Origin of the sequence: Aliiroseovarius sp. S1123, from assembly GCF_023015885.1 — a bacterium.
Classification (GTDB): Bacteria; Pseudomonadota; Alphaproteobacteria; order Rhodobacterales; family Rhodobacteraceae; genus Aliiroseovarius.
Genome location: NZ_JALKBE010000011.1, coordinates 1 through 22,346 on the forward strand (window position 1 = coordinate 1; position 22,346 = coordinate 22,346).

Below are 22,346 nucleotides of genomic sequence, written 5' to 3' on the forward strand. Positions count from 1 at the left end.
CGTGGATCCTAGTAAAACCAGAACCCAGAGACAAAAACCAACCAGATACGCCGCCGTTTCCTTTAGCGCGTCCCGCCGATAAGCCTCTGTATTATAACCAAACTTTGCTTCTTCCTGTGTCTCTCGACCCCGTCGTCCGCGCCGTCTGGCGTCCCGTTGTGCGCCTCAGCGCCGCCGGTGAAGTGGGTTCTAAGGTTACTGACCGACAGCCGCAAGCGCTTTTTTCAGAAAAATGTCATATTGAGCGAATTTTCTCCGAAGAGCCTTATAAATAAGGGCTTTCCAACACCAACTTTCTTTCACTCATCCCCGAAATGGCCAGCCAGGAACACACTCAGAACCGGAATCGCAGGGGCAAACAGGGGCGAAGCAGGGATTAATCCCGATTTTTCGCAAGACTCGGCATGTGAAAACGCTGAATCAGATTGGAATCGCGCGACTCGTCCGGTGAATCGGCGAGTCGCACACCGAGTGATTCACTTATCTGCCTCTAGAAATCCCGATTCACGGTTCCGCGATGGGAAATTGGCTGCGATTACCTCGCGACCGATCTCTTACTGGTCACGTATATGATGGTAATCGAACCAGTCCGTGCGTTTCACGAGTTCATAGCCCTGCATGAATGTCTTGAAACGGGAATCGGCGCTCATGAAGTCGTACCACGCAAGCGGGTTTTCGACTTTCAGACTTGTCACCCGTGATGAAACGATAAGCTCGGGACGATATTTCAGTAAATCATCCATCATACGCGACCGGTCACGCTCCATGATCGCGTCGATCTCGGCGCAAAGCTGAGGCGCCTCGACGCAATTTGTCTGACGGCGGCGTTCCAATGCACCCGGATATATCCACGTATGGGGATAGCGACTCGTCCATTCCACGCCCAGTGCAAGCGCCGCCGGAGGCCCGGCATCCAGTTCAGTCGATCCCGTCATGATCGACCGCGTAACGCCCAGTTCTTTCGCAACGGCGATGACCTCGTCCCGATATGCGTTTTTGTATACAGAAAACGCAAAGAGAACGAACACGACGATTAAGGATGTGGCCACTGCCAGAAGACGCGCCGACCTTCGGACTCGGCTGGATAAAGCAACCCACACCCCAAACAACAGCTGGAAACTGATCAAAGGAACCAGATGATATAGGAAGCCCTTCGCCTGAGCGAGATAGCTAATCAACCCGGCAATCATGGCCAGGATGAAAACGCCACTTCCCGGCGCAGGGCGCAGGGCATTCGTCACAACGACCACCGCCGAAAGAAGAAGCGGGTAACGAATAACCGCCACCACATTGCTGAAATCGGTGCCGAAGACACCATAGACGGCACGCGCCGTTGGCACGATCTCAGAAAAGTACAGCGGGTGAACCAGCGCAACGAAGGCGACAAACGCAATCAGCACCGCGAGCATGGCAAGATACTCGGGCCAAAAGATCGGACGAAGGGAACGGTTCCGCCAAATGTCCTGGCACAGCATCAGGAATGGAAAGATCAGAAAATAGGGCTTCAAGCACACCGCGATAGCCGCAATCACAGCACGCAGAATAGGACGAGTTCTTCGGGCAGGCGACAAATGCCCGACCAGCCACGGCAAAAGGAAGATCACCAGAATATGTTCGCGCTGCGCGATGTTATTTATCGCGGACACCGTAATCGCGAATGCGGCAAGGGCGATGAAGATGTAGCGAAGGTTTTGCGGCAACGCCTTGTCATTGCGAAGGATGTGGTTGGACCAGATCAGGCTGACCGCAGTCATTAACGCCACAAAGACGTACTGCCCATTGATCAAGGACAGGTTCAACATATCCGCCAAAAGCACCGCAGGAATGGTCAGGTAGAAATTCAACGGGGGATTAATCTCGATGATATCGCGATACAGAACCGCCCCATCCAGCATCTTGCGCGTGGCCACCAGATACCAAGCGACGTCGTGGTGGTGCAGGCGGGACCAATAAAAACTCAGGAACGCCACAACAAACGCAGAGACGATCAGAATTGCACCCCAGTCCAGATCCAAACGGCGTTTGTGCTGCGCGAATACGAAAAACTTCATCGCAAAAAAGGACACCAGAGGCACCGCTATTGCAACCAATAGCATCGACAGACCAAAGCTATGCCCCAAGCGATCGCTGTTTAGCCAAACGACCGAGCTGCTTGTGGCCAATCCGACCAGAGCCACGAACAGAAACCGCGGAAACTGCTGTCCGTGATCCGCCTCTGTTTTGAAGGTGATGCGCGCGTGACCGAAATACGAGACGAAGACAGCAACAGCGAAACCCGCAAAGTTGGCCCAGAGGCTCGCAAAAGACAGCAGCTCATACGCGACCAGCGCCGTGCAGATATGAACAAGCGTGGCAAGCACGCCGACCCCGGCAAACCGAACCAGTTGCATCACCATATAAGGTGGCCCTCTTCCGCGCGGCCAAGGTCACGCATCATCGCTGGCCTCCTCATCACCGTGAAGATACGAGCGCACGATATAAAGCGGGCGCTGGCGGACCTCGGTATAGATGCGGCCAACATACTCCCCGATGATTCCCAGCGCGAACAGGTTCATTCCACCGAAGGTCAGAATCAAAATCGCGGTCGAGGCATAGCCCGGCGTGTCGACGCCAAAGATTAGCGTGCGCACAAACAGGAAGGCCGAGTAAAGGAACGACATCAGCGCCATTGACAGACCAACATAGGTCCAGACCCGCAGGGGCATGGTCGAGGCGGCAAAGATTCCATCCAGCGCCAACTTCCACAGCTTCCAGTAAGACCACTGCGTCTCGCCCGCCAAACGCGCCGGGCGTTCATAGCTGACTTCGACCGTTTCAAACCCGACCCAGCTGAAGATGGCCTTGTTGAATCGCGACCGTTCACCCAGCGCGTTGATCGCCTGCACCACGTCGCGATCCAGTAGACGAAAATCGCCGACACCAATGGGAATCGGGTACTCGGCCACAAGATTGAACAGCCGATAGAACATCCCCGCGCTGGTGCGTTTCAGCCAGGTATCCTCGTCCCGCGTCGCGCGATGCGCATTTACAACTTTCGCACCTTGGCGCCAGGCGGCGATCATCTGGGGGATCACTTCGGGCGGGTCCTGAAGATCCACATCCATCGGAATCACCGCATCACCCGCGGCGTGGGTCAAACCGGCGGACAACGCGGCCTCTTTTCCGAAATTGCGTGAAAGATTCACAAGCGAGATCCGTGCGTCCTTCTCACGGGCCTGCGTGATGATCGCTTCCGTTCGATCCGCGCTGCCGTCATTGACGAACAGGAACTCGAAATCGCAGCTGTCACGAAGCTCGGCCAGTGCCGAATCGCAGCACTCCAGAAACGGTTGGATGCTGTCCATCTCGTTATAAACTGGAATGATCAGCGTGATCGTCTGGCGCGCCAAAGGTGGGGCCAGCGGAATGTCGATCTCGGGGCTGCTTGTGTCTACCCCCATAAAACCTGCCTCAACTGCTTCAAAAGAACTTTTCGAACATTGGTTCGCGAACAGTCTACGCGTTCCAGGCGCATTGTTCATGTTTAAATTGAGGCATTATGACGGATTTCTTAGGCGCGTGTGATCCAAGCCAAACCCGCAAAGAAAAACCCCCGGGGGCAGATGCCACCGAGGGTTTGTCCGGGAGAATGTCTAAAGCGCTTAGCTTTTGTTGCAGTCCTTCATGAACTCGGTCCAGGTCGGGGTGCATTCCGAATTCATGAACCGACGAACTGCAGTCTGCGCAGCAACGAAAAGGTCAGCAATGGCAGAAGCCAGCGGGGTCACGGGAGCGATCAGAGCGTTCATCTTGGCGGTCCTTAACAGGGGTATATAAAGTTGCCGCCGTGATAGGAGGGGTCAGGCCAAACAACCACCGCTGAATCGGAAAGCCCGGGTTGCAGGGGATGCATGGGTTGTCTCACCGCAATAGTATTAGCCAGCCTAAGATGGACTTCACAATAATATCAAAAAACGCCCGTGCGAAAGGCCCAGATAAAATCGTCGATTGTCATTCCCAGCGCCCCAAATGTCAGCCTAGCAACTACGCTCATCGGGATCAACATAATGGTCCCGATTACGAAATGGACTCCGACAAATAGAATGGGATGTTTGGGGCGATAGAACCTGACAATTAAATAATAGGCGACATAGGTGATCCACAGGAACCAAACGAAGACCAAGAGTTGCAACGCTATGTAGAAGTAGTCGAACATGTATAGAAGCCAGTTAAAGTCAAAGCGCTCACCTTCGTGATGTGGGACGTTATCCAGCACGATCTGATATCCCCAGAAATACAGCGGCAATAGGCCAGTAAGAACATAGGACGTTCCACTACAGTAACAGCTCAACGCAAATGCGAACCGGCCGCCAGGCTTTAGCCCAAACAGCCGAGCGCTCGCGACGGTCGTTGCAACCCAGAATGCAACCGTTGCGAACGCGAAAAAACTCATCGCTAGCACTGGCAACTTGATCGCCTCAAGGTCAAATCCACCTATAGCGGTGAGCATCAAAGCATAGATGCCAAACGCATAGATAACGTAGCGCGCCGCGGATCCGCCATCCGCTAGCCAAAGCTGATATATAGGCACCTTTCGTCCCGACGCCATTACAACAAAGCGCGGCGCGAACTCTTGTAGATCTTCAAAATAGTCTTTCAAAATATTGGACATATCGGCAAATACCTTTGCTTGATTGTATCATAGACCCCCTAAAACGAAAAACACCCCGGCCATTTCTGACCGGGGTGCTCTTTGTCTTCAAAAGAAAGTCTAAGCCGAGGCTCAGCCCTTCTCCTCGATGATCTCAACCATATGCGGGATCTTGGCGATCATGCCGCGCACGGCCGGGGTGTCTTCCAGCTCGCGGGTTTTGTGCATCTTGTTCAGGCCCAGACCGATCAGCGTAGCGCGCTGGTCTTGGGGGCGACGGATCGGCGAGCCGACCTGCTTTACAACGATGGTTTTAGCCATTGGTCAGATCTCCTTACGCGTCTGCGGCTTCAGCCGGAGCGTCCGACTTAGCACCCAGAATGTCAGCAACCTTTTTGCCGCGACGCTGAGCGACCTGGCGGGGGCTGGCTTCTTTCTTCAGACCGTCGATGGTGGCGCGGATCATGTTATAGGGGTTCTGCGAGCCGATCGACTTCGACACAACGTCCTTGATGCCCAGCATCTCAAACACGGCACGCATCGGACCACCGGCGATGATTCCGGTACCTTCAGGTGCGGTACGCATGATCACTTTACCGGCGCCGTGACGACCTTCGGCGTCGTGGTGCAGGGTGCGGCCCTCTTTCAGAGGTACGCGGATCATTTGGCGCTTGGCTTGCTCGGTGGCTTTGCGAATGGCTTCAGGAACCTCTTTCGCTTTACCTTTACCAAAGCCGACGCGGCCTTTCTGGTCGCCAACAACTACCAGAGCTGCGAAGCCGAAGTTTTTACCACCCTTGGTGGTTTTCGACACGCGGTTGATCGCAACTAGGCGATCTGCAAATTCCGGAGCTTCCTCGCGTTCGCGACGGTTCCGGCGGTTTTCACGTTCTGCCATGAGAACATCCTTTCATAGGCGGCGTCTTGCGCCGTTTAACTCGATCCCAGTGAACGCGCCCCGAATATTCAACGCGTGTCCCCGGATCATCGGAGGGGCAGCGGATCACCACTGCCCCTCTCAAAGTTCTTAGAACTTCAGGCCACCTTCACGGGCAGCGTCGGCCAAGGCCTTCACTTTGCCGTGGAACAGGAAGCCGCCACGATCGAAGTAGCATTCTTCGATTCCAGCTTTTTTCGCGCGCTCGGCAATCGCAGCGCCCACTTTGGAAGCGGCTTCTACGTTGTTCTTGCCCACAACACCCAGTGCTTTTTCCAGCGTCGAAGCCGAAGCAAGGGTGGTCCCTTGAACGTCGTCGATGATCTGAACACTGATGTTTTTCGACGAGCGGTGCACCGAAAGGCGCAGCTTGCCGACATTGTGCTTGCGAAGTTTGTTCCGGACGCGCAGGCGGCGCTTGAGGAACAGGGTCCGTTTGCTGTTTGCCATCTGTCTGGTCCTTTACTTCTTCTTACCTTCCTTGCGGAAGATATACTCGTCTTTGTATTTGATGCCTTTGCCTTTGTAGGGCTCGGGCTTACGCCATTCGCGGATGTTGGCCGCGGCTTGGCCGACGAGTTGTTGGTCGATGCCTTCAACGATGATTTCGGTCGGCTTCGGAGCGGTCACGGTGACGCCCTCCGGAGCGACGTAGTCAACGTCGTGCGAGTAACCAAGGTTCAGCTTCAGGGTGTTGCCCTGCATCTGAGCACGATAACCAACACCGTTGATTTCCAGCTCTTTTTTGAAGCCTTCGGTTACGCCGGTTACCATGTTGGCAACCATAGTGCGGCTCATGCCCCACTGCTGACGTGCACGCTTCGACTTGCCGCGCGGTTCAACCGATACAGCATTGTCTTCAACGGTGATGGTCACATCATCCGTGGCGGTGAAGGTGCGGGCGCCTTTCGGGCCTTTCACTTCAATGGTCTGACCCGACAGGCTGGCAGTTACGCCAGAGGGCAGCTCGACCGGTCGTTTACCAATACGAGACATAGAGACCTCCTTAGAAGACGGTGCAAAGCACTTCGCCACCAACATTCTGGTTGCGAGCGTTTGCATCGGACATGACGCCTTTCGGGGTCGAAACGATCGACACACCCAGACCCTGACGGACCTGCGGGATGTCTTTCGAACCCATGTAGACGCGACGGCCCGGCTTCGAAACCCGCTTCAATTCGCGGATAACGGGCGCACCGTCATAGTATTTCAGGCTGATTTCGAGGGTGGCGTGGCCACGCTCGTCAGTGCCTTTTTCGTAGCCGCGGATGTAGCCTTCGTCAGCCAGTACATCCAGAACCCAGCCGCGCAGTTTCGACGCAGGGGTCGAAACGGTCGACTTGCCACGCATGTGAGCGTTGCGGATACGGGTGAGCATATCGCCGATAGGATCGTTCATATCTTCTCTCCCTTACCAGCTCGATTTCACCATGCCGGGGATCTGGCCAGCAGAGCCAAGTTCCCGCAGCGCGATACGCGAAACTTTCAGCTTACGATAGTAAGCGTGAGGACGACCGGTCAGCTGGCAGCGGTTGTGCAAGCGGGTGGCCGACGAGTTGCGCGGCAGTTTTGCAAGCTTCAGGCGCGCTTTGAAACGCTCTTCCATCGACTTGCTTTCGTCGTTTGCGATCTCTTTCAGCGCAGCACGCTTGGCAGCGTATTTTGCCACCAGCTTTTCGCGCTTCTTCTCGCGTTCGATCATTGCTTTTTTAGCCATGTCTTTTCCTTCCCGCGGATCAGCTGTTGAAGGGCATGTTGAAGTGCTTCAACAGGCTCTTTGCTTCCGCGTCGGTTTCAGCGGTGGTGGCAATCACGATGTCCATGCCCCAGTTCTCGTCAACTTTGTCGAAGTCGATTTCCGGGAACACGATGTGCTCTTTCAGGCCGGTGGCATAGTTGCCACGACCGTCAAACGAGGTACCCGATACGCCGCGGAAGTCGCGGATACGGGGCATCGCGATGGTGATCAGGCGGTCCAGGAATTCATACATCCGGTCGCCGCGCAGGGTCACCTTTGCACCGATGATCATACCTTCACGCAGACGGAACGGAGCGTGCGATTTGCGCGCTTTCGTACCAACGGCCTGCTGGCCAGCGATTTTGGTCAGATCTTCGATTGCCGACTTGGCTTTTTTCGAGTCGCGAACAGCTTCAGCGCCACAACCAATGTTCAGAACGATTTTGTCCAGACGCGGGATCTGCATGTCGTTCTTGTAGCCGAATTCCTCTTTCAGGGCAGCGCGGATGCTGTCCTTGTAAGCGGCCTTCAGACGGGGGGTGTAGTTTGCGGTATCCAGCATCAGACAGTCTCCCCGGTGGTTTTGGCGAAACGCACTTTCTTGCCGTCTTCCTCGCGGAAGCCAACGCGCGTAGCTTTGCCGTTCTTGTCCAGAAGGGCCAGATTCGACAGCTGGATCGGCATCGCTTGCGGGATGCGGCCACCTTGTGCGTTCTGGCTCTGACGGGTGTGGCGGATTGCGATGTTCACACCATCAACGATGGCTTTGCCAGCTTTCGGGTCAACCGACGAAATCTCGCCCTGTTTACCTTTGTCTTTGCCGGCCAGAACGACAACCTTGTCGCCTTTTCTCAACTTAGCAGCCATCTTACAGCACCTCCGGAGCCAGCGAGATGATCTTCATGAAGTTCTTCGCGCGCAGTTCGCGAACAACCGGTCCGAAGATACGGGTGCCCACGGGCTCGTTGTTGTTGTTCAGGATGACAGCAGCGTTGCGGTCAAAACGGATTGCGGTACCGTCGTCACGACGGACCTCTTTGGCGGTGCGAACGACGACGGCCTTACGGACGTCACCTTTCTTTACGCGACCGCGCGGGATGGCTTCCTTAACCGAGACAACAATGATGTCGCCAACGGATGCGTATTTACGCTTGGAACCACCCAGAACCTTGATGCACTGAACACGGCGAGCGCCGCTGTTGTCAGCTACATCCAGATTGGTTTGCATCTGGATCATGTGGTTTCTCCCGACCTTTGGGGCGCCGATGCATGGCGGAACCCCCAGGGTTTCGACTTGTTAAGTCGTCCGGGAAGGTAAGCAGAGCTTAGCCTTCCAGAACTTCCCAACGTTTCGTTTTCGACTTCGGTGCACATTCGATGATGCGGACCTTGTCGCCAGCCTTGTAGGCATTCTTTTCGTCGTGAGCGCGATATTTCTTCGACTTACGAACGGTTTTCTGAAGCAGCGGGTGCTTGAAGCGGCGTTCAACCGAAACAGTCACGGTTTGCTCGTTTGCGGCGCTGGTAACAACGCCATTCAGGATACGTTTGGGCATACTCTCAGCTCCTCTTACTCAGCCGCAGCTTTGGCTTGTTCGCTCAGGATGGTTTTCACGCGCGCAGCGTCGCGGCGTACTTTACGCATCTGAGAAGTGTTTTCGAGGGCGCCGGTGGCCTGCTGAAAACGCAGGTTGAAGCTTTCCTTTTTCAGCTCTGCCAGCTTTTCGCGCAGCTGGTCAGGAGACTGATCACGCAGTTCCTTGGCGTTCATTCGCCTTTTCCTTTCCTTGCACCAGAGAGCTCTTCCCGTCTTAGCGGAAGGTCACCCTATGTCTGGTGGGTTATATGCAATACACACGAATCCCGTTGCCGGGAATCCGCGCGATGTGCGTCTATAGGGGGATTAGGGGGTGGGGGCAAGGGAAAGATGAAGCGGCTAGATGTTTTATTATGAAGCTTCATACACCAGACGATAAACTAGAATGAAATTCTTCACTCGATCTTTAGACACCAAGTTACTAAACATCATTAGCTCAGTAAGATTGCATATACAGATATAGAAAAGGTTATTGGAAGATGGCTTTCCCTCTTATTCCCGTAGTCACCGCCTTAACAGGAGGCGGGCAGCTTGTGGCACACTCATCCGGAGGATTAATCGTTCTAAGCTCGACCGGCAGCTATGTTGCGGGAACCTATATCAGTACAGCTGCATTGGCCTCGTTTCTGACAGGAACAGCTGTTGTATACACCGCTGGCGCCGCCACACTTGTTGTCAGCACCTTTTCACTAGCCTATTCGACGGCAGTGGGAGCTGGAATTGCACTCGTTGGTACAGCTGGTTGGTTCGGAACCACTTTAGGGGCGACTGGTTTAACAGGCCTACTTATGCGCTGGGGTATCTTACCCGCGACCCCTGTCTGGGTACCGGTCGTCTTGGGTGTTGCGATCCTTGGCTTTATCATCGTTTTTGGATGGCTCCTCGCGCGACGAGTTCGACGCCTGAAGGACAAGATTACTAACACGCCAAACAACGAGGAAGCGCAGTTCACAAAAAGAGAAGCCCGCCTCGTTGAGAAGATGATACTTAATGCAAGCAAGCCGCACTCTCGAATGTATAATTGGCTGATGAAAATTCTGGGCCGACTTAAGGGCCGACCAACTTCGGCATAAGACTGTATGTCGAACCTGATAGTTGCCCCCTCGCCCTCCCTCTCCGAATCCGCTATCCCTGCCCCATGGCCAATATCTCTTCCCTCTTCGTGACCCGCCTTTACCACGCTCAACTGTCCGAGTTTACCCCCAAGGTCAGCCAAGACGAGCTTTATGACAGCTGCTATTCCATCGCTGAGGATGACGAGGCGGGGCAGGAATGGTGCGAGGCCGAGGGCTATCCCGGCTACACCTCGTATGCGTCCCTGACCGACCTGCCCTGGCGCTTCCCGATCTTCAAGGATCTGGTCGACAGCCTGAACAAACACGTCGCCGCCTTTGCCGAGGATCTGGAGTTCAATCTGGACGACCGCGAGTTGGTGCTCGAAGATATCTGGATCAACATCCTGCCGCCCGGTGGCTATCACTCGGCGCATATCCACCCACATTCGGTTATCTCCGGCACCACCTATCTGGCCCTGCCAGAAGGCGCCGGCGCGCTGCGTTATGAAGACCCGCGCCACGCCCGCATGATGGCCGCCCCGCCCCGCCGCAAGAACGCGCGGGAAGAGCTGCAGAGCTTCATCACCAAACGTCCCGCCGAGGGTGACGTGCTGTTGTGGGAAAGCTGGCTGCGTCACGAGGTGATGCAGAACACCGGTGAAGAAGAACGCTTGTCGGTCAGTTTCAACTACAAATGGGGTGAGTGACGGCCTGCGCCACTCCCATCGCACAACACCAAACCGCGCCCACTCGGCGCGGTTTTGCTTTTATCGCGCCAAGATCGGCAAATCCCCGCGCCAGATCCCGATGATATTGGATAACACTGGCAGCGTATCTACCCTCATGCTCAACACGCGACACACTTTGCATAATGAGAATGACCATGAAAGCACCGCTTAAAGCCGCCCTGATCCTATCGCTTCTGCCCCTGATGGCGGGCGCCTCTTTCGCCGGGAATGGGAAAGGCAACGGCGTCGGGAACGGTGGCTGCCCGCCGGGACTGGCCAAGAAAAACCCACCCTGCGTCCCGCCGGGATTGGCAAAACCGAAAGAGGGCGACTACGTACATGATTATGATTATCGCCCGATCACGGATTACGACCGCTATCGTCTGGATCCGCAGTACAGCTATTACCGCGTGGGCGAGATGATCTATCGCGCAGACCCCACCACGTTCCAGATCCTCGAGATCATCGGCCTGATGGACGAGCTGCTGCGCTAAGCCGCGCGTTGCAATCCTCGGCGCGGTACTTATCTGCTCTGCACTGCTCCGCGACCGAGGACATTATGAGCACACTTCACGACACACCCCTTGCCGACCTAACCGTCGACTACGGCACCCGCCCAACCATGCCCGCCCTGCCCGACGCGACGGACGTGGATCGGCGCATGGGGCGACGGTTGGCGGCAATCCACCGGATGCATCTGAACGATGTGGGCCGGATCGGCATCGTGCTGGATCGGATCGAGGCGGGCGAGGCCTCGGGCAAGGATCTGTCAGAGGCCGTGACCTCGGCCGAGTTTGCCCAGAACGTCCGCCAGTTCGGATCGCTGTGTGGGCGGGAATGCAAGGTGCTGACCTTTCACCACGACGCCGAGGAATACAGCTTGTTCCCGCAACTGACCGGGAAAGGCAACGACGCCCTGCGCGCGGTCATCGACCGACTGATGGAAGAGCACAAAGTCGTGCACGAGCTGCTGGTCCGTCTAGAACGCGCCGCGATGGCGCTGATGTTCGAGGTGGATCAAACAAACTTCGACGACGCCCGCGCGGTATTCCGTCAGCTGGAAACCGTGGTCCAATCGCATTTCGGCTATGAAGAGACCCAGTTGGAAGAGGCGATTGGGGTGTTCAAGGTAGGTGTTTAGCCCTCCCCCTCAGCGCCAGTTAATCGGGGCGTGAACTGCACCGCAAAGAAAGGGCAGCCAGCGGATGCCGGCTGCCCTACATTTAGATCACACAGACTGTGTGATTACTCTTCGTAAGCCGCGTCTACGATGATTTCGACCTTCAACTCGGGCCTTGCCAGCTTGGCTTCGCCACAGGCACGTGCGGGCGCGTGCCCTTCGGGAACCCACGCGTTCCAAACCTCGTTCAGCCCCGCAAAATCGCTCATATCCGCCAGCCAAATGGTGGCGCGCAGCATGTGTTCGCGCGACGATCCAGCTTTTTCCAGCAAGTCATCCAGACGGCGCAGGCATTCTGCGGTCTGCTCTTGAATGGTCTCGCCCTCGCCCACTTGGCCGGTGATATAGGCGATGCCCTTGTACTTCACGATTTTCGAGGAACGCACCCCAGTTTCAATACGTTCAATCATGCCCTGTCCTTCCGTTCGCATGCATGTGTTCACTCCTGCAATCAGCGGTTTTGGGGTAAAATTCAATCAGGAAATAAGGGGGTAGGCAAAAAGCCCCAATGCAACATTCCGCGGGGGAAGTTCTGTCCGAGCAAGTGTTGATACGACCCGGCAGCACCAAACATCCTCCGCTCGTTCACCAGCCGTATCTAAATGCATTGCCCAACAACCCACTACGAAAAACAAACAAAACCCCGCCGATCTCTCGGCGGGGTTTTTTAGTCATTTCACTAGCAATTTCGCGTTAGCGAAACTTACCAGTCCTCACGGACCACAACGCGCGATTTGATCGGCAGTTTCATGGCAGCAAGGCGCAGAGCTTCACGAGCTACGTCGTCGTTGACGCCGTCGATCTCGAACATAACGCGGCCCGGCTTAACTTTGCAGGTCCAACGGTCCACGGAACCTTTACCTTTACCCATACGAACTTCGATGGGCTTGGCGGTTACCGGGGTGTCCGGGAAGATGCGGATCCATACACGACCCTGACGCTTCATGTGACGCGTCATGGCACGACGGGCAGCTTCGATCTGACGTGCAGTTACACGCTCAGGCTCGAGAGCTTTCAGACCGTAGGAACCGAAGTTCAGGTCAGAGCCACCTTTGGCCTCACCTTTGATCCGGCCTTTGTGCATCTTGCGGAATTTTGTACGCTTAGGCTGAAGCATATCTCATATCTCCTTAGCGACGGCCGCCGGCGCCACGGGGCGCGGGACCTTCCTGGAGCTCAGCTTGACGACGATCACGAGCAGCAGGATCGTGCTCCATGATTTCGCCTTTGAAGATCCAGGTTTTGATACCGATGATGCCGTAAGGCGTCATAGCTTCTGCATGTGCATAGTCGATGTCAGCGCGCAGGGTGTGCAGCGGCACACGACCTTCGCGGTACCATTCGGTACGCGCGATTTCAGCACCGCCAAGACGGCCAGCAACGTTGATACGAATGCCCAGGGCACCCATACGCATTGCGTTCTGCACGCCGCGCTTCATGGCACGACGGAAGGACACACGGCGCTCAAGCTGCTGAGCGATCGATTCTGCGACCAAGGCAGCGTCCAGTTCGGGCTTACGAACTTCGACGATGTTCAGGTGCAGTTCCGAAGCGGTGATGTTGGCGATTTTCTTGCGCAGGGTTTCGATGTCTGCGCCTTTCTTGCCAATGATCACACCGGGACGAGCAGTGTGGATCGTAACGCGGCACTTTTTGTGCGGACGTTCGATGATCACACGGCTGATACCAGCCTGCTTGCATTCGGTCTTGATGAAGTCACGAATTTTCAGGTCTTCCAGAAGAAGATCACCGTAATCTTTCGTGTCTGCGTACCAGCGGCTATCCCAGGTGCGGTTGACCTGAAGACGCATGCCGATCGGATTTACCTTATGACCCATTAGGCTTGCTCCTCAATTTGACGCACCTTGATGGTGAGCTCCGAGAACGGCTTCATGATCTTGCCGAAACGACCACGGGCGCGCGGACGACCGCGTTTCATGGTCAGGTTTTTACCCACATAGGCCTCGGCAACGATCAGTTCATCGATGTCCAGGTTGTGGTTGTTTTCGGCGTTCGCAATCGCGGACTGAAGGCATTTCTTCACGTCCTGAGCGATCCGCTTGTTCGAGAAAGTCAGATCGGTCAGTGCACGATCAACTTTCTTGCCACGGATCATTTGCGCGACCAGGTTCAGTTTCTGCGGGGACGTACGAAGCATGCGGGTTTTCGCCATTGCTTCGTTCTCGGCCACGCGGCGGGGATTTTTATCCTTACCCATGGCTTATTTCCTCTTCGCTTTTTTGTCGGCTGCGTGACCGTAGTAGGTACGGGTCGGCGAGTATTCACCGAATTTCTGGCCGATCATGTCTTCGGTCACCAGCACAGGAACGTGCTTCTGGCCGTTATAGACGCCAAAGGTCAGGCCCACGAACTGGGGCAGAATGGTCGAACGACGCGACCAGATCTTGATGACCTCGTTTTTACCCGACTCGCGGGTCTTTTCAGCCTTTTTGAGGACGTAAGCGTCAACAAAAGGGCCTTTCCATACAGAACGTGCCATATCTTAGCGGCCCTTCTTCTTGGCGTGACGCGAGCGGATGATCAGCTTCGACGACGCCTTGTTCTTGTTGCGGGTACGTGCACCTTTGGTCGGCTTACCCCACGGAGTAACCGGGTGACGACCACCAGAGGTACGACCCTCACCACCACCGTGCGGGTGATCGACCGGGTTCATAACAACACCACGGACCGACGGGCGGATGCCTTTGTGGCGCATACGACCGGCTTTACCGAAGTTCTGGTTCGAGTTGTCGGGGTTCGACACGGCACCAACGGTGGCCATGCATTCCTGACGTACCATGCGCAGTTCGCCCGACGACAGGCGGATCTGAGCGTAGCCACCGTCACGACCAACGAACTGAGCGTAAGTACCAGCTGCACGAGCGATCTGGCCGCCCTTGCCCGGTTTCAGTTCGATGTTGTGGATGATGGTACCGATCGGCATGCCCGAGAACGGCATAGCGTTGCCCGGCTTCACGTCGGCTTTGGCCGAAGCGATGATGGTGTCACCAACAGCCAGACGCTGCGGTGCCAGGATGTAAGCCTGCTCGCCATCTTCGTACTTGATCAGTGCGATGAAAGCGGTGCGGTTGGGGTCATATTCGATCCGTTCAACCGTGGCTGCGACGTCAAACTTGTTACGTTTGAAGTCAACGATACGATAGAGACGCTTCGCACCACCACCTCGGCGGCGCGACGTGATCCGTCCGGTGTTGTTCCGGCCGCCCGACTTTGTCAAACCCTCGGTAAGGGCTTTAACAGGACGTCCTTTCCACAGCTCCGAACGGTCGATCAGAACCAGCCCACGCTGGCCCGGCGTCGTCGGTTTGTACGACTTAAGTGCCATGTTTACTGTCTTCCGTTTGCATGTGCGGGCAAATGGTTTGCCCGGATGTTATAGGGCCCCGAAGGTCCCCAAGTTCAAAATATCATGGGCCCCGGAACGAATCCGAGGCCACACGACTTGCGCGATCTATCAGGGTTGGGGGGATGTGGCAAGGGCCAAGGCGGATTCATTTCGCACCGATCACCCTTTATCGTAAGGCTCTGCGCGCGGTCCTTCGGCGCGGCTTTGGCCCTCTCTTGCCCCGAAACCGTGGGCTATGCAAACATGTATACATACGAGGGGGTTCCGTTTCGCAGCCGGACCTACCAACAGGCGGTCGCGCGGAGCCCTGCAAGGGAGGACTGCGCTATGACATCCAAGGCCACAGACACCACACCACCAAGCCCGCATCCGCAGGCCGAGATCGAGGTCAACATCGTGACCGCTGCGGATATCTCGGCATCTCTGAAAGCTGGCTTCTCGGACTTTCTGGCCCGCCCGATCATGAGCGGCTTTTTCGGCCTGTTCTACGCGGTCTTCGGCATTCTGTTTGTCTGGTGTCTGGTCTGGCTGGGCTATATCTGGATGATCATCCCCGCCATGGTCGGCTTTCCACTGGTCGCGCCCTTCGCCGCCGCCGGGCTTTATGAAATGTCGCGCCGGTTGCAGAAAGGCGAAAGCTTTGGCTGGTCGGACATCCTGACCGTCATGGCCCGTCAAAGCAAACGCGAGATGGGCTGGATGGCCTTCGTCACCCTCTTCGTCTTCTGGGTGTGGATGTACCAGATCCGGCTGTGGCTCGCGATCATCCTGCAAGACGCCTCGTTTTCCAGCTTGGATGGATTCCTAACCGCCGTGTTCTTCACCCCCGAGGGCTGGACCTTCCTTGCCATCGGCACCGGCGCAGGTGCGATCCTGTCGGCGGTCCTCTTCTCGGTCACCGTGGTCGCCATGCCCTTGCTGCTAGACCGCGAGGTTGATTTCGTCACCGCCATGCTGACCTCGGTCCGCGTCGTCACCGAAAACCCGGTGACCTTGCTGACATGGGCGGCCATCATCTCGATCACCATCCTGCTGTCTCTGGCGTCCGCGTTCTTTGGCCTGATCTTTACGCTACCCATCCTTGGCCACACGACATGGCATCTGTATCAGCGGGCGGTGACACCGGTGGGGACGGGATCTTAAACGCTCCCCCATTCCCCCGCCCCATAACGCAAACGAGGCCCCTTCCCTTCGCCCTCAAAATCCCCCATCCTCTCGCCAACTAAACTTTTGGAAGAGCGTAATGAAGAACCTAGTGATTTTGGCAGGCGTCGCCGCGTTTGGGCTGGCGGGCTGTGTAGCGCCCTCGGGTGTGGTGAACGTGGATCCGAACCTGAAGAAACGTGTGACGCTGCCGCCCGAAGTGGCCGAGACCGTGGCGCCGGGGCAAGATACCAGCGATCTTCGCGTGGATGCCCGCGATGGCTGCCTGATGTACCGGCACGTTGGCCCGGTCGAGACGACCTATATTCCGCTACGCACCAAGCAAGGTCGCGCGATCTGCATCAAGCAAGAGGCGTAACCCCAACCTAAAACAGAAACGGGCGGCCAGATGGGGCCACCCGTTGTCGTTTATGGGGTTCGGATCAGGCCGGGTACAGGTGTGCGGTCACGCCGGTTTCGACCTGCTCATACAGCCCGATGATATGCGCCATGACCATCCGCACGCAGCCAGAGCTGGCACGCGATCCGATGGACCGCGGCTGCGGCGAGCCGTGGATGCGCAGATAGGTGTCGCGGCGCCCTTCGTACAGGTACAGTGCACGTGAACCGAGCGGATTCGACGGACCTCCGTCCATGCCGTCTTCGTATTTCTTATACTTGTGCGGCTCGCGCTCGATCATGTCCTTTGTCGGCGTCCAGGTCGGCCATTTGGTCTTGCGGCCAACGGTATAGACACCGGGCTCGTACAAACCGCTGCGACCAATCGCGACGCCATAACGCATCGCCGTGCCGTCATCGCGGATGTGATAAAGGTACCGCGCCACCGCATCCACGTGGATATCGCCCGGCTTCAATCCGTCGTTCGCGTGCACGATGCGCGGCAGCAAGCGCGGCTTCAACCCCCACGGGTTCGAGGTCATGGGGTCGTAATTCGCAGGCGTCACGCGCGCGTCATAGCTGTTCCACATCGCCGAGTTGGACACCGGGCGGCGCTTCACTTTGACCGGCTCAACGGCTGCAGCAGCCTCGGTCGTGACCTCTGATGTAGCAGTCTCTTGCGCCAGCAAGGGCGAGGCGATTGGGCCAGAAAACATCGTAGCCGTCGTAATGACGAAATGGCGGCGGGTTAGCATTAGTAGTCCTCGTATCAGAATGAATCACTCGTCGAACAGTCCCACACTACCTAGGGTTTCGGGTAAAACGAGTCAAAAGCGCGTGTGTGTGAGATTAGTTGTGAAGCCGTTTTAGAAGACCAAAACGCATCAGGACAAACTGTTGCCAGCGGTTCAAAACATAGAAGCGGCGAAACAAGCGTTGCGGCTTGCCGTTCTGAAATGCCCGCCGTGTCGCATCCAGCTGTGCAACACGTGACGCTCCGATCCGACCCGTGTTGGTACTTCCCGAAAGGCGACCCTGCCATTTCTCTTGCCAGCGTCCAAAGCTGATCGCATCAAAATGCACCACGCGCCAGTTATGCTGCATCCGGATGTCTTGCGGCAAATATGGAATGCGCGTCCCTGCAATGAATGAAAAGTGGCTATTCATCCTTTCGGGATGGACCCCGCGGCGCAAGAAGTGTTTGCCCATGCTGTGGCCTGCAATGCCCTTGATCATCTCGCGCCAATCACGGCCGTAGACCAGCATCGCGAAGACCGCGCGCAGGAACCTCTTCTTTCGGCTCTTCACCTGCCTGCTTACGCCGAAACTGAGACGCTCGTAAGAACAGCCATAGGGCTGCCCGATGTCATCACCCGGCCCCCAGACCGCCTCAGAGTTCATCAACCGCACCCCGAGGATATCATCGGAAACCTGCGCCAACGCCTTCCCAATCGGGCGATCTCCTACGATAAATTCGTCCGCGTCACAGAAGAACAGCCAGTCCGAGGTATTCAGCCCGATTGCGCGGCTGTAAAGCACCTGTTGTTTTTGAGGAAGTGACGGCACCCTCTCATCCGGATACGCCTCTTTCCAGAAAGCCTCATCGCACCCCTGCACCGTTACAAAAGCGTAAGGCGCCAGCGCGGCGGCCACCGCATCCGAGACGTCTTTCTCGTCATCGATATACAGAAAAATCTGTTCAGCTCCGGCAAGTTGGTAGTGATCGACAAAGCTCTGCAAGACCGACAGACTTTCGCGCGCGCAAAGCGTGACCGAAAAACTGTCGATATTATCCTCCTTGGCGATTTCATCCCGGAAATCAACGGTGAACATATTAGGAAATCCTGCTTGGCGTAGTTTCGAAATCTCTTGTTCTGGTGTGAACATCTACCCAAATCTGACCGGACCCAGAAACAAAAAAGCCCCCACCTTGCGGCAGGGGCTTTCTTTATCGGGTCAAGCCGACGATCACAGACCGGTGGTCACGTCGATCGTGTTGCCCTCTTCCAGGGTCACATAGGCTTTTTTGACGTCTTTACGCTTACCGATCTGACCGCGGAAGCGCTTGACTTTACCCTTGGTGATGGTCGTGTTGACGGCTTTCACCTTCACGCCAAACAGGGTTTCAACAGCTTCTTTGATCTGCGGCTTGTTCGAGTCGATGGCGACTTCGAAAACCACGGCGCCGTTCTCCGAAGCCATGGTGGCTTTTTCGGTGATGATCGGCTTGCGGATCACGTCATAGAGTGCAGCTTTATCGGTCATTTCAGGCGAGCCTCCAGAGCTTCGACACCTGCTTTGGTGATCACCAGGGTGTCACGCTTCAGGATGTCATAGACGTTGGCGCCCATGGTCGGCAGGATGTCCAGGCCTTCGATGTTCTTTGCAGCGCGTGCAAAGTTCTCGTTTACCTCGGCACCGTCGATGACCAGAGCACGTTTCCAGCCCAGGTCTTTGACCTGTTTGGCCAGGGCGGCGGTTTTACCTTCCGATGCGGCATCTTCGATCACAACCAGTTCACCAGCTTTCAGCTTGGCGGACAGGGCGTGCTTCAGACCCAGCTTGCGGAATTTTTTGGTCAGGTCGTGGCCGTGCGAACGCGGGGTCGGACCTTTGTAGATACCACCTTTACGGAAGATCGGTGCGTTACGGTCACCGTGGCGTGCGCCGCCGGTGCCCTTCTGGCGATAGATCTTCTTGGTCGAATAGGAGGTTTCCGAACGCGTCTTTACCTTGTGGGTACCGGCCTGCGCGTTGTTACGCTGCCAGCGGACCACGCGGTGCAGAATGTCTGCGCGCGGCTCAAGGCCGAACAGGGCCTCGTCCAGATCAACCGAACCGGCTTTGCCGCCGTCAAGTTTGATTACATCAAGTTTCATGCTTCACCACCTTCCGCAGGGGCTTCTTCAGCCGGTGCTTCGGTTGCAGCCGATTTCAGAGCAGCCGGGAACGGTACGTTCTCGGGCAGCTTCTTTTTCACGGCATCCTTAACGGTGACCCAGCCACCTTTCGAGCCGGGGACAGCGCCCTTGATGAACACCAGGCCACGATCGGCATCGGTCTTCACGACTTCCAGGTTTTGAGTGGTCACACGAACCGAACCCATGTGGCCGGCCATTTTCTTGCCTTTGAAAACCTTACCGGGATCCTGACACTGACCAGTCGAACCGTGCGAACGGTGGCTGATCGAAACACCGTGTGTCGCGCGCAGACCGCCGAAGTTGTGACGCTTCATGGCACCGGCAAAGCCTTTACCAATCGAAGTACCAGCAACGTCGACCTTCTGACCAGCAACATAGTGCTCGGCCGAGATCTCTTCGCCAACGGCAATCAGGTTTTCAGCAGGAACGCGGAACTCGACCAGTTTGCGCTTCGGGGCAACGCCAGCTTTGGCGAAGTAGCCGCGCATCGGCTTCGTGGTGCGTTTGGCTTTTGCATCGCCAGCACCCAGCTGAACGGCGGTGTAACCGTCGGTCTCGTCGGTGCGGTTGGCAACAACCTGCAGGTTTTCCAGTTGAAGAACGGTCACAGGGATCTGCTTGCCGTCTTCCATGAACAAGCGGGTCATGCCCACTTTTTTCGCGATAATACCAGAGCGCATCTGTGATACCCTCCTTAGACCGAGATCTGGACGTCAACGCCAGCAGCCAGATCGAGCTTCATCAGCGCGTCCACGGTCTGCGGGGTCGGGTCGACGATGTCGAGCAGACGCTTGTGCGTGCGGATCTCGAACTGGTCGCGGGATTTCTTGTCGATGTGAGGACCACGAAGAACCGTGAACTTCTCAATCTTGTTCGGCAGCGGAATGGGACCGCGTACCTGTGCACCCGTGCGTTTGGCGGTGTTGACGATTTCCTGTGTGGAGGCATCCAGCACACGATAGTCAAACGCCTTCAGACGGATACGAATGTTTTGACTTGTCATAGCATTCGCCCTTTCAGGCAGAGAGTTGATAGGACGACAGCTGGCTCATTCCAACTGCCCTCGTCGAACCCAAGGAAAACGAAAAGCGGGACCGAATCCCGCCACAGCCGCTTTCCCCAGCGAACTCGCGCGTAATAGAGGGGATTTGGGGGTGTGGCAAGGGGTAAACCTACATTCACCTTGGAATGCAAAACGCGGCCCTCAGATAAGAGCCGCGTTTCAAAACTGTATTCGAAAAGGCTTATGCCAGTTCGATGTTCACAGCCGACTCGCGACCGTCACGGCCTGCTTCAACGTCGAATGTTACTTTCTGGTCGTCAGCCAGGCCGGTCAGGCCCGAACGCTCAACAGCCGAGATGTGTACAAACACGTCTTTGCCGCCAGTTTCCGGTGCGATGAAGCCGAAGCCTTTAGTAGAGTTGAACCATTTTACGGTGCCATTGGCCATATCCGTAGTCTCCTATTTGATTTGCCGCTCGCGGAAGTGCAGCGGCCTGGCGAGGTCGGTCTGGATCGAAAGACTGAGCGCCATAGTAGGAGACAGTTGGTCGAAAAAGAAAAACGTTAGCACCCGTCACATGGGGGGCTGGAGAGGAAATTGCAATAGGTATCTTTGAAATAGGGCGTTTTGCGCGGAAACTTATAGATCCTGAGCCAATCCGGCCCGCGTCGGTCACAAGAATCTCTAGCAACCTCAAAAAGAACAACCCGCCAATGCGGCGGGTTGCAAAACAAGTCTTCAGGCATTGCACTCTACTCATCCGATCCCGCAGGATCAGAACGAGCGCATAACACCCAGTCGCAGGTTCACGTTGGTGTAGTCGCTGCTATATCCACCGGGTTGACCGCTGCTGTTGCGATAGGCGTCATACAGAACCTCACCAAACAGCTTGGTCGTGTCGCTCAACTGACGGCTTGCGCCCACACCGACCGTAAGGCCTTTGACGTGCCCACTGGCGACACTGCCCAGAGAAACTGCGAAATCTCCGAACACTGCGCCGTAGCCCAGTTTGCCATAAATGTCATAGTCGCCCACTTGCTGACCAACGACACCCATCAAACGCAGGTTAGAGGTCTGTTTACACAATACCGGCGCCGGGTTGAAACCGTCGCATTCTTCAAAGGCACCATTCAGCGTCAGCGATGCACTGGCTTCGTAGCCGTAGAAGAAATTACCATTGTTGATACGGTTCCCCAGAACGACCGCAATACCCGGCATGAACTTGTCATGCGAATAGCCGGTCGAATAGCCGGTCGAAGACGTGGCCTTGCCACCATCCAACGCAATACCAAAATAGCCTTCAGCCTGAGCTGCACTTGTCGCACAGGAAACTCCAATTGCTGCCGCGATAACCTTTGACTTAAATCCCATCATGAATCCCTCTTTTTCAATCAGCATATTTAATCGCCGAATTCCCTACACTTTTAGAGTTTTAACCAACCTAGGGGGCAACCAACAAACTAAAACCATCCCCACCTTTTAGATGGGGTTGGTGCTGGTGCCGAAAAACACCCACCTCGGTCCGTGTCGCCCTTCCGTTAGAACCCACGCAAAAAGGGCGCCCCGTGGGACGCCCTTTCTTATCTTCTGTGGATTTGGCGCTCGGTGATTTGGCGCTATCACCAATTCACTGATCGCCCCAAGAAC

General features: G+C 56.0%; 36 protein-coding genes. 7 read left to right on the top strand and 29 right to left on the bottom strand.

From position 1 onward, the window contains the following. Positions 1 to 275: hypothetical protein (locus MWU53_RS15435; RefSeq protein ID WP_247094552.1), on the top strand; the 275-nt coding region annotated here is incomplete at its 5' end. A gap of 279 nt (positions 276 to 554) precedes the next feature. Here MWU53_RS15435 and MWU53_RS15440 read toward each other — a convergent pair. The 15 genes from MWU53_RS15440 to rpmC all read right to left on the bottom strand — a co-directional run bounded on the left by MWU53_RS15440 (position 555) and on the right by rpmC (position 9,076). Then, on the bottom strand, positions 555 to 2,396 hold the full coding sequence (locus tag MWU53_RS15440) for a GtrA family protein (protein WP_247094554.1): 1,842 nt from the start codon (positions 2,394 to 2,396) through the stop codon (positions 555 to 557). Between the two features lie 30 nt (positions 2,397 to 2,426). Then, a complete protein-coding gene (locus MWU53_RS15445) occupies positions 2,427 to 3,440 on the bottom strand; it encodes a glycosyltransferase family 2 protein (protein ID WP_247094556.1) in 1,014 nt (337 codons plus the stop codon). Positions 3,441 to 3,641: 201 nt separating this feature from the next. Next, entirely contained in the window at positions 3,642 to 3,788 is a 147-nt protein-coding gene (locus tag MWU53_RS15450; protein WP_247094557.1) for a hypothetical protein, read from the bottom strand. Between the two features lie 158 nt (positions 3,789 to 3,946). Beyond that, the gene (locus tag MWU53_RS15455; RefSeq protein WP_247094558.1) at positions 3,947 to 4,651 is read right to left on the bottom strand and encodes a hypothetical protein; all 705 of its coding nucleotides are present in this window, start codon (positions 4,649 to 4,651) and stop codon (positions 3,947 to 3,949) included. Positions 4,652 to 4,762: 111 nt separating this feature from the next. Beyond that, positions 4,763 to 4,951: a 50S ribosomal protein L30 gene (gene rpmD, locus MWU53_RS15460; protein WP_133484938.1), complete on the bottom strand. Its 189-nt coding sequence runs from the start codon at positions 4,949 to 4,951 to the stop codon at positions 4,763 to 4,765. A gap of 13 nt (positions 4,952 to 4,964) precedes the next feature. Next, a complete protein-coding gene (rpsE, locus tag MWU53_RS15465) occupies positions 4,965 to 5,528 on the bottom strand; it encodes a 30S ribosomal protein S5 (protein ID WP_247094559.1) in 564 nt (187 codons plus the stop codon). A 129-nt stretch (positions 5,529 to 5,657) separates the two neighbouring features. Continuing rightward, the gene (gene rplR / locus MWU53_RS15470) at positions 5,658 to 6,017 is read right to left on the bottom strand and encodes a 50S ribosomal protein L18 (RefSeq protein WP_247094560.1); all 360 of its coding nucleotides are present in this window, start codon (positions 6,015 to 6,017) and stop codon (positions 5,658 to 5,660) included. Positions 6,018 to 6,029: 12 nt separating this feature from the next. Next, the gene (gene rplF / locus MWU53_RS15475) at positions 6,030 to 6,563 is read right to left on the bottom strand and encodes a 50S ribosomal protein L6 (protein WP_247094561.1); all 534 of its coding nucleotides are present in this window, start codon (positions 6,561 to 6,563) and stop codon (positions 6,030 to 6,032) included. Positions 6,564 to 6,573: 10 nt separating this feature from the next. After that, positions 6,574 to 6,966, bottom strand: a complete 393-nt coding sequence (gene rpsH, locus MWU53_RS15480) for a 30S ribosomal protein S8 (protein WP_133484942.1) — start codon at positions 6,964 to 6,966, stop codon at positions 6,574 to 6,576. 12 nt (positions 6,967 to 6,978) lie between these two features. Beyond that, positions 6,979 to 7,284 (bottom strand): 30S ribosomal protein S14, encoded by a 306-nt coding sequence (gene rpsN, locus MWU53_RS15485; protein ID WP_247094563.1) that lies wholly within the window; start codon positions 7,282 to 7,284, stop codon positions 6,979 to 6,981. A 19-nt stretch (positions 7,285 to 7,303) separates the two neighbouring features. Further along, positions 7,304 to 7,867: a 50S ribosomal protein L5 gene (gene rplE, locus MWU53_RS15490; protein WP_247094565.1), complete on the bottom strand. Its 564-nt coding sequence runs from the start codon at positions 7,865 to 7,867 to the stop codon at positions 7,304 to 7,306. After that, positions 7,867 to 8,172, bottom strand: coding sequence for a 50S ribosomal protein L24 (gene rplX / locus MWU53_RS15495; protein ID WP_163040974.1), 306 nt, complete (start codon positions 8,170 to 8,172; stop codon positions 7,867 to 7,869). Before rplX ends, rplE begins: the two co-directional genes overlap by 1 nt. 1 nt (position 8,173) lies before the next feature. Further along, positions 8,174 to 8,542, bottom strand: a complete 369-nt coding sequence (rplN, locus tag MWU53_RS15500) for a 50S ribosomal protein L14 (protein ID WP_007118848.1) — start codon at positions 8,540 to 8,542, stop codon at positions 8,174 to 8,176. Between the two features lie 88 nt (positions 8,543 to 8,630). After that, positions 8,631 to 8,861, bottom strand: a complete 231-nt coding sequence (gene rpsQ, locus MWU53_RS15505) for a 30S ribosomal protein S17 (RefSeq protein ID WP_133484946.1) — start codon at positions 8,859 to 8,861, stop codon at positions 8,631 to 8,633. Between the two features lie 14 nt (positions 8,862 to 8,875). After that, on the bottom strand, positions 8,876 to 9,076 hold the full coding sequence (gene rpmC / locus MWU53_RS15510; RefSeq protein ID WP_108857547.1) for a 50S ribosomal protein L29: 201 nt from the start codon (positions 9,074 to 9,076) through the stop codon (positions 8,876 to 8,878). Between the two features lie 305 nt (positions 9,077 to 9,381). Here rpmC and MWU53_RS15515 point away from each other — a divergent pair, with 305 nt between their 5' ends. The 4 genes from MWU53_RS15515 to MWU53_RS15530 all read left to right on the top strand — a co-directional run bounded on the left by MWU53_RS15515 (position 9,382) and on the right by MWU53_RS15530 (position 11,826). Then, positions 9,382 to 9,975, top strand: coding sequence for a hypothetical protein (locus MWU53_RS15515; protein ID WP_247094567.1), 594 nt, complete (start codon positions 9,382 to 9,384; stop codon positions 9,973 to 9,975). A gap of 65 nt (positions 9,976 to 10,040) precedes the next feature. Then, positions 10,041 to 10,664 carry a TIGR02466 family protein gene (locus MWU53_RS15520; protein WP_247094569.1) on the top strand — a complete coding sequence of 208 codons (624 nt, stop codon included), beginning with the start codon at positions 10,041 to 10,043 and terminating at the stop codon, positions 10,662 to 10,664. Positions 10,665 to 10,840: 176 nt separating this feature from the next. Then, positions 10,841 to 11,179, top strand: a complete 339-nt coding sequence (locus MWU53_RS15525) for an excinuclease ABC subunit A (protein WP_247094570.1) — start codon at positions 10,841 to 10,843, stop codon at positions 11,177 to 11,179. 65 nt (positions 11,180 to 11,244) lie between these two features. Beyond that, a complete protein-coding gene (locus tag MWU53_RS15530; RefSeq protein WP_247094572.1) occupies positions 11,245 to 11,826 on the top strand; it encodes a hemerythrin domain-containing protein in 582 nt (193 codons plus the stop codon). Positions 11,827 to 11,930: 104 nt separating this feature from the next. Here MWU53_RS15530 and MWU53_RS15535 read toward each other — a convergent pair whose 3' ends face one another. From MWU53_RS15535 to rplB, 6 genes are all read right to left on the bottom strand, one after another. Next, positions 11,931 to 12,275 carry a RidA family protein gene (locus MWU53_RS15535; protein WP_247094573.1) on the bottom strand — a complete coding sequence of 115 codons (345 nt, stop codon included), beginning with the start codon at positions 12,273 to 12,275 and terminating at the stop codon, positions 11,931 to 11,933. A gap of 293 nt (positions 12,276 to 12,568) precedes the next feature. Further along, on the bottom strand, positions 12,569 to 12,982 hold the full coding sequence (gene rplP, locus MWU53_RS15540; RefSeq protein WP_108857553.1) for a 50S ribosomal protein L16: 414 nt from the start codon (positions 12,980 to 12,982) through the stop codon (positions 12,569 to 12,571). 13 nt (positions 12,983 to 12,995) lie between these two features. Then, on the bottom strand, positions 12,996 to 13,703 hold the full coding sequence (gene rpsC / locus MWU53_RS15545; protein WP_247094574.1) for a 30S ribosomal protein S3: 708 nt from the start codon (positions 13,701 to 13,703) through the stop codon (positions 12,996 to 12,998). Next, positions 13,703 to 14,083 carry a 50S ribosomal protein L22 gene (rplV, locus tag MWU53_RS15550; RefSeq protein WP_108857555.1) on the bottom strand — a complete coding sequence of 127 codons (381 nt, stop codon included), beginning with the start codon at positions 14,081 to 14,083 and terminating at the stop codon, positions 13,703 to 13,705. The genes rpsC and rplV overlap by 1 nt, the downstream gene beginning before the upstream one ends. A 3-nt stretch (positions 14,084 to 14,086) precedes the next feature. After that, on the bottom strand, positions 14,087 to 14,365 hold the full coding sequence (gene rpsS / locus MWU53_RS15555) for a 30S ribosomal protein S19 (protein WP_108857556.1): 279 nt from the start codon (positions 14,363 to 14,365) through the stop codon (positions 14,087 to 14,089). 3 nt (positions 14,366 to 14,368) lie between these two features. Continuing rightward, positions 14,369 to 15,211, bottom strand: coding sequence for a 50S ribosomal protein L2 (gene rplB, locus MWU53_RS15560; protein WP_247094575.1), 843 nt, complete (start codon positions 15,209 to 15,211; stop codon positions 14,369 to 14,371). Between the two features lie 348 nt (positions 15,212 to 15,559). Between rplB and MWU53_RS15565 the strand changes: the two genes are divergently transcribed. Further along, the gene (locus MWU53_RS15565) at positions 15,560 to 16,375 is read left to right on the top strand and encodes a DUF2189 domain-containing protein (protein WP_247094577.1); all 816 of its coding nucleotides are present in this window, start codon (positions 15,560 to 15,562) and stop codon (positions 16,373 to 16,375) included. Between the two features lie 100 nt (positions 16,376 to 16,475). After that, positions 16,476 to 16,754 carry a hypothetical protein gene (locus tag MWU53_RS15570; protein ID WP_247094578.1) on the top strand — a complete coding sequence of 93 codons (279 nt, stop codon included), beginning with the start codon at positions 16,476 to 16,478 and terminating at the stop codon, positions 16,752 to 16,754. Between the two features lie 64 nt (positions 16,755 to 16,818). On the opposite strand, the gene MWU53_RS15575 is transcribed toward MWU53_RS15570, so the two are convergent. The 8 genes from MWU53_RS15575 to MWU53_RS15610 all read right to left on the bottom strand — a co-directional run bounded on the left by MWU53_RS15575 (position 16,819) and on the right by MWU53_RS15610 (position 22,073). Continuing rightward, positions 16,819 to 17,529 (bottom strand): L,D-transpeptidase, encoded by a 711-nt coding sequence (locus MWU53_RS15575; protein ID WP_247094580.1) that lies wholly within the window; start codon positions 17,527 to 17,529, stop codon positions 16,819 to 16,821. 94 nt (positions 17,530 to 17,623) lie between these two features. Then, a complete protein-coding gene (locus MWU53_RS15580) occupies positions 17,624 to 18,607 on the bottom strand; it encodes a glycosyltransferase family 2 protein (protein WP_247094582.1) in 984 nt (327 codons plus the stop codon). Between the two features lie 135 nt (positions 18,608 to 18,742). Next, on the bottom strand, positions 18,743 to 19,039 hold the full coding sequence (locus MWU53_RS15585) for a 50S ribosomal protein L23 (RefSeq protein WP_133484960.1): 297 nt from the start codon (positions 19,037 to 19,039) through the stop codon (positions 18,743 to 18,745). Further along, on the bottom strand, positions 19,036 to 19,653 hold the full coding sequence (gene rplD, locus MWU53_RS15590; RefSeq protein ID WP_247094584.1) for a 50S ribosomal protein L4: 618 nt from the start codon (positions 19,651 to 19,653) through the stop codon (positions 19,036 to 19,038). Before rplD ends, MWU53_RS15585 begins: the two co-directional genes overlap by 4 nt. After that, the gene (rplC, locus tag MWU53_RS15595) at positions 19,650 to 20,375 is read right to left on the bottom strand and encodes a 50S ribosomal protein L3 (protein ID WP_247094586.1); all 726 of its coding nucleotides are present in this window, start codon (positions 20,373 to 20,375) and stop codon (positions 19,650 to 19,652) included. The genes rplD and rplC overlap by 4 nt, the downstream gene beginning before the upstream one ends. A gap of 14 nt (positions 20,376 to 20,389) precedes the next feature. After that, positions 20,390 to 20,698: a 30S ribosomal protein S10 gene (gene rpsJ, locus MWU53_RS15600; protein WP_163040947.1), complete on the bottom strand. Its 309-nt coding sequence runs from the start codon at positions 20,696 to 20,698 to the stop codon at positions 20,390 to 20,392. Positions 20,699 to 20,939: 241 nt separating this feature from the next. Next, positions 20,940 to 21,146 (bottom strand): cold-shock protein, encoded by a 207-nt coding sequence (locus MWU53_RS15605; RefSeq protein WP_108857567.1) that lies wholly within the window; start codon positions 21,144 to 21,146, stop codon positions 20,940 to 20,942. Positions 21,147 to 21,473: 327 nt separating this feature from the next. Beyond that, a complete protein-coding gene (locus tag MWU53_RS15610; protein WP_247094588.1) occupies positions 21,474 to 22,073 on the bottom strand; it encodes a hypothetical protein in 600 nt (199 codons plus the stop codon). Positions 22,074 to 22,346: the final 273 nt, after the last annotated feature.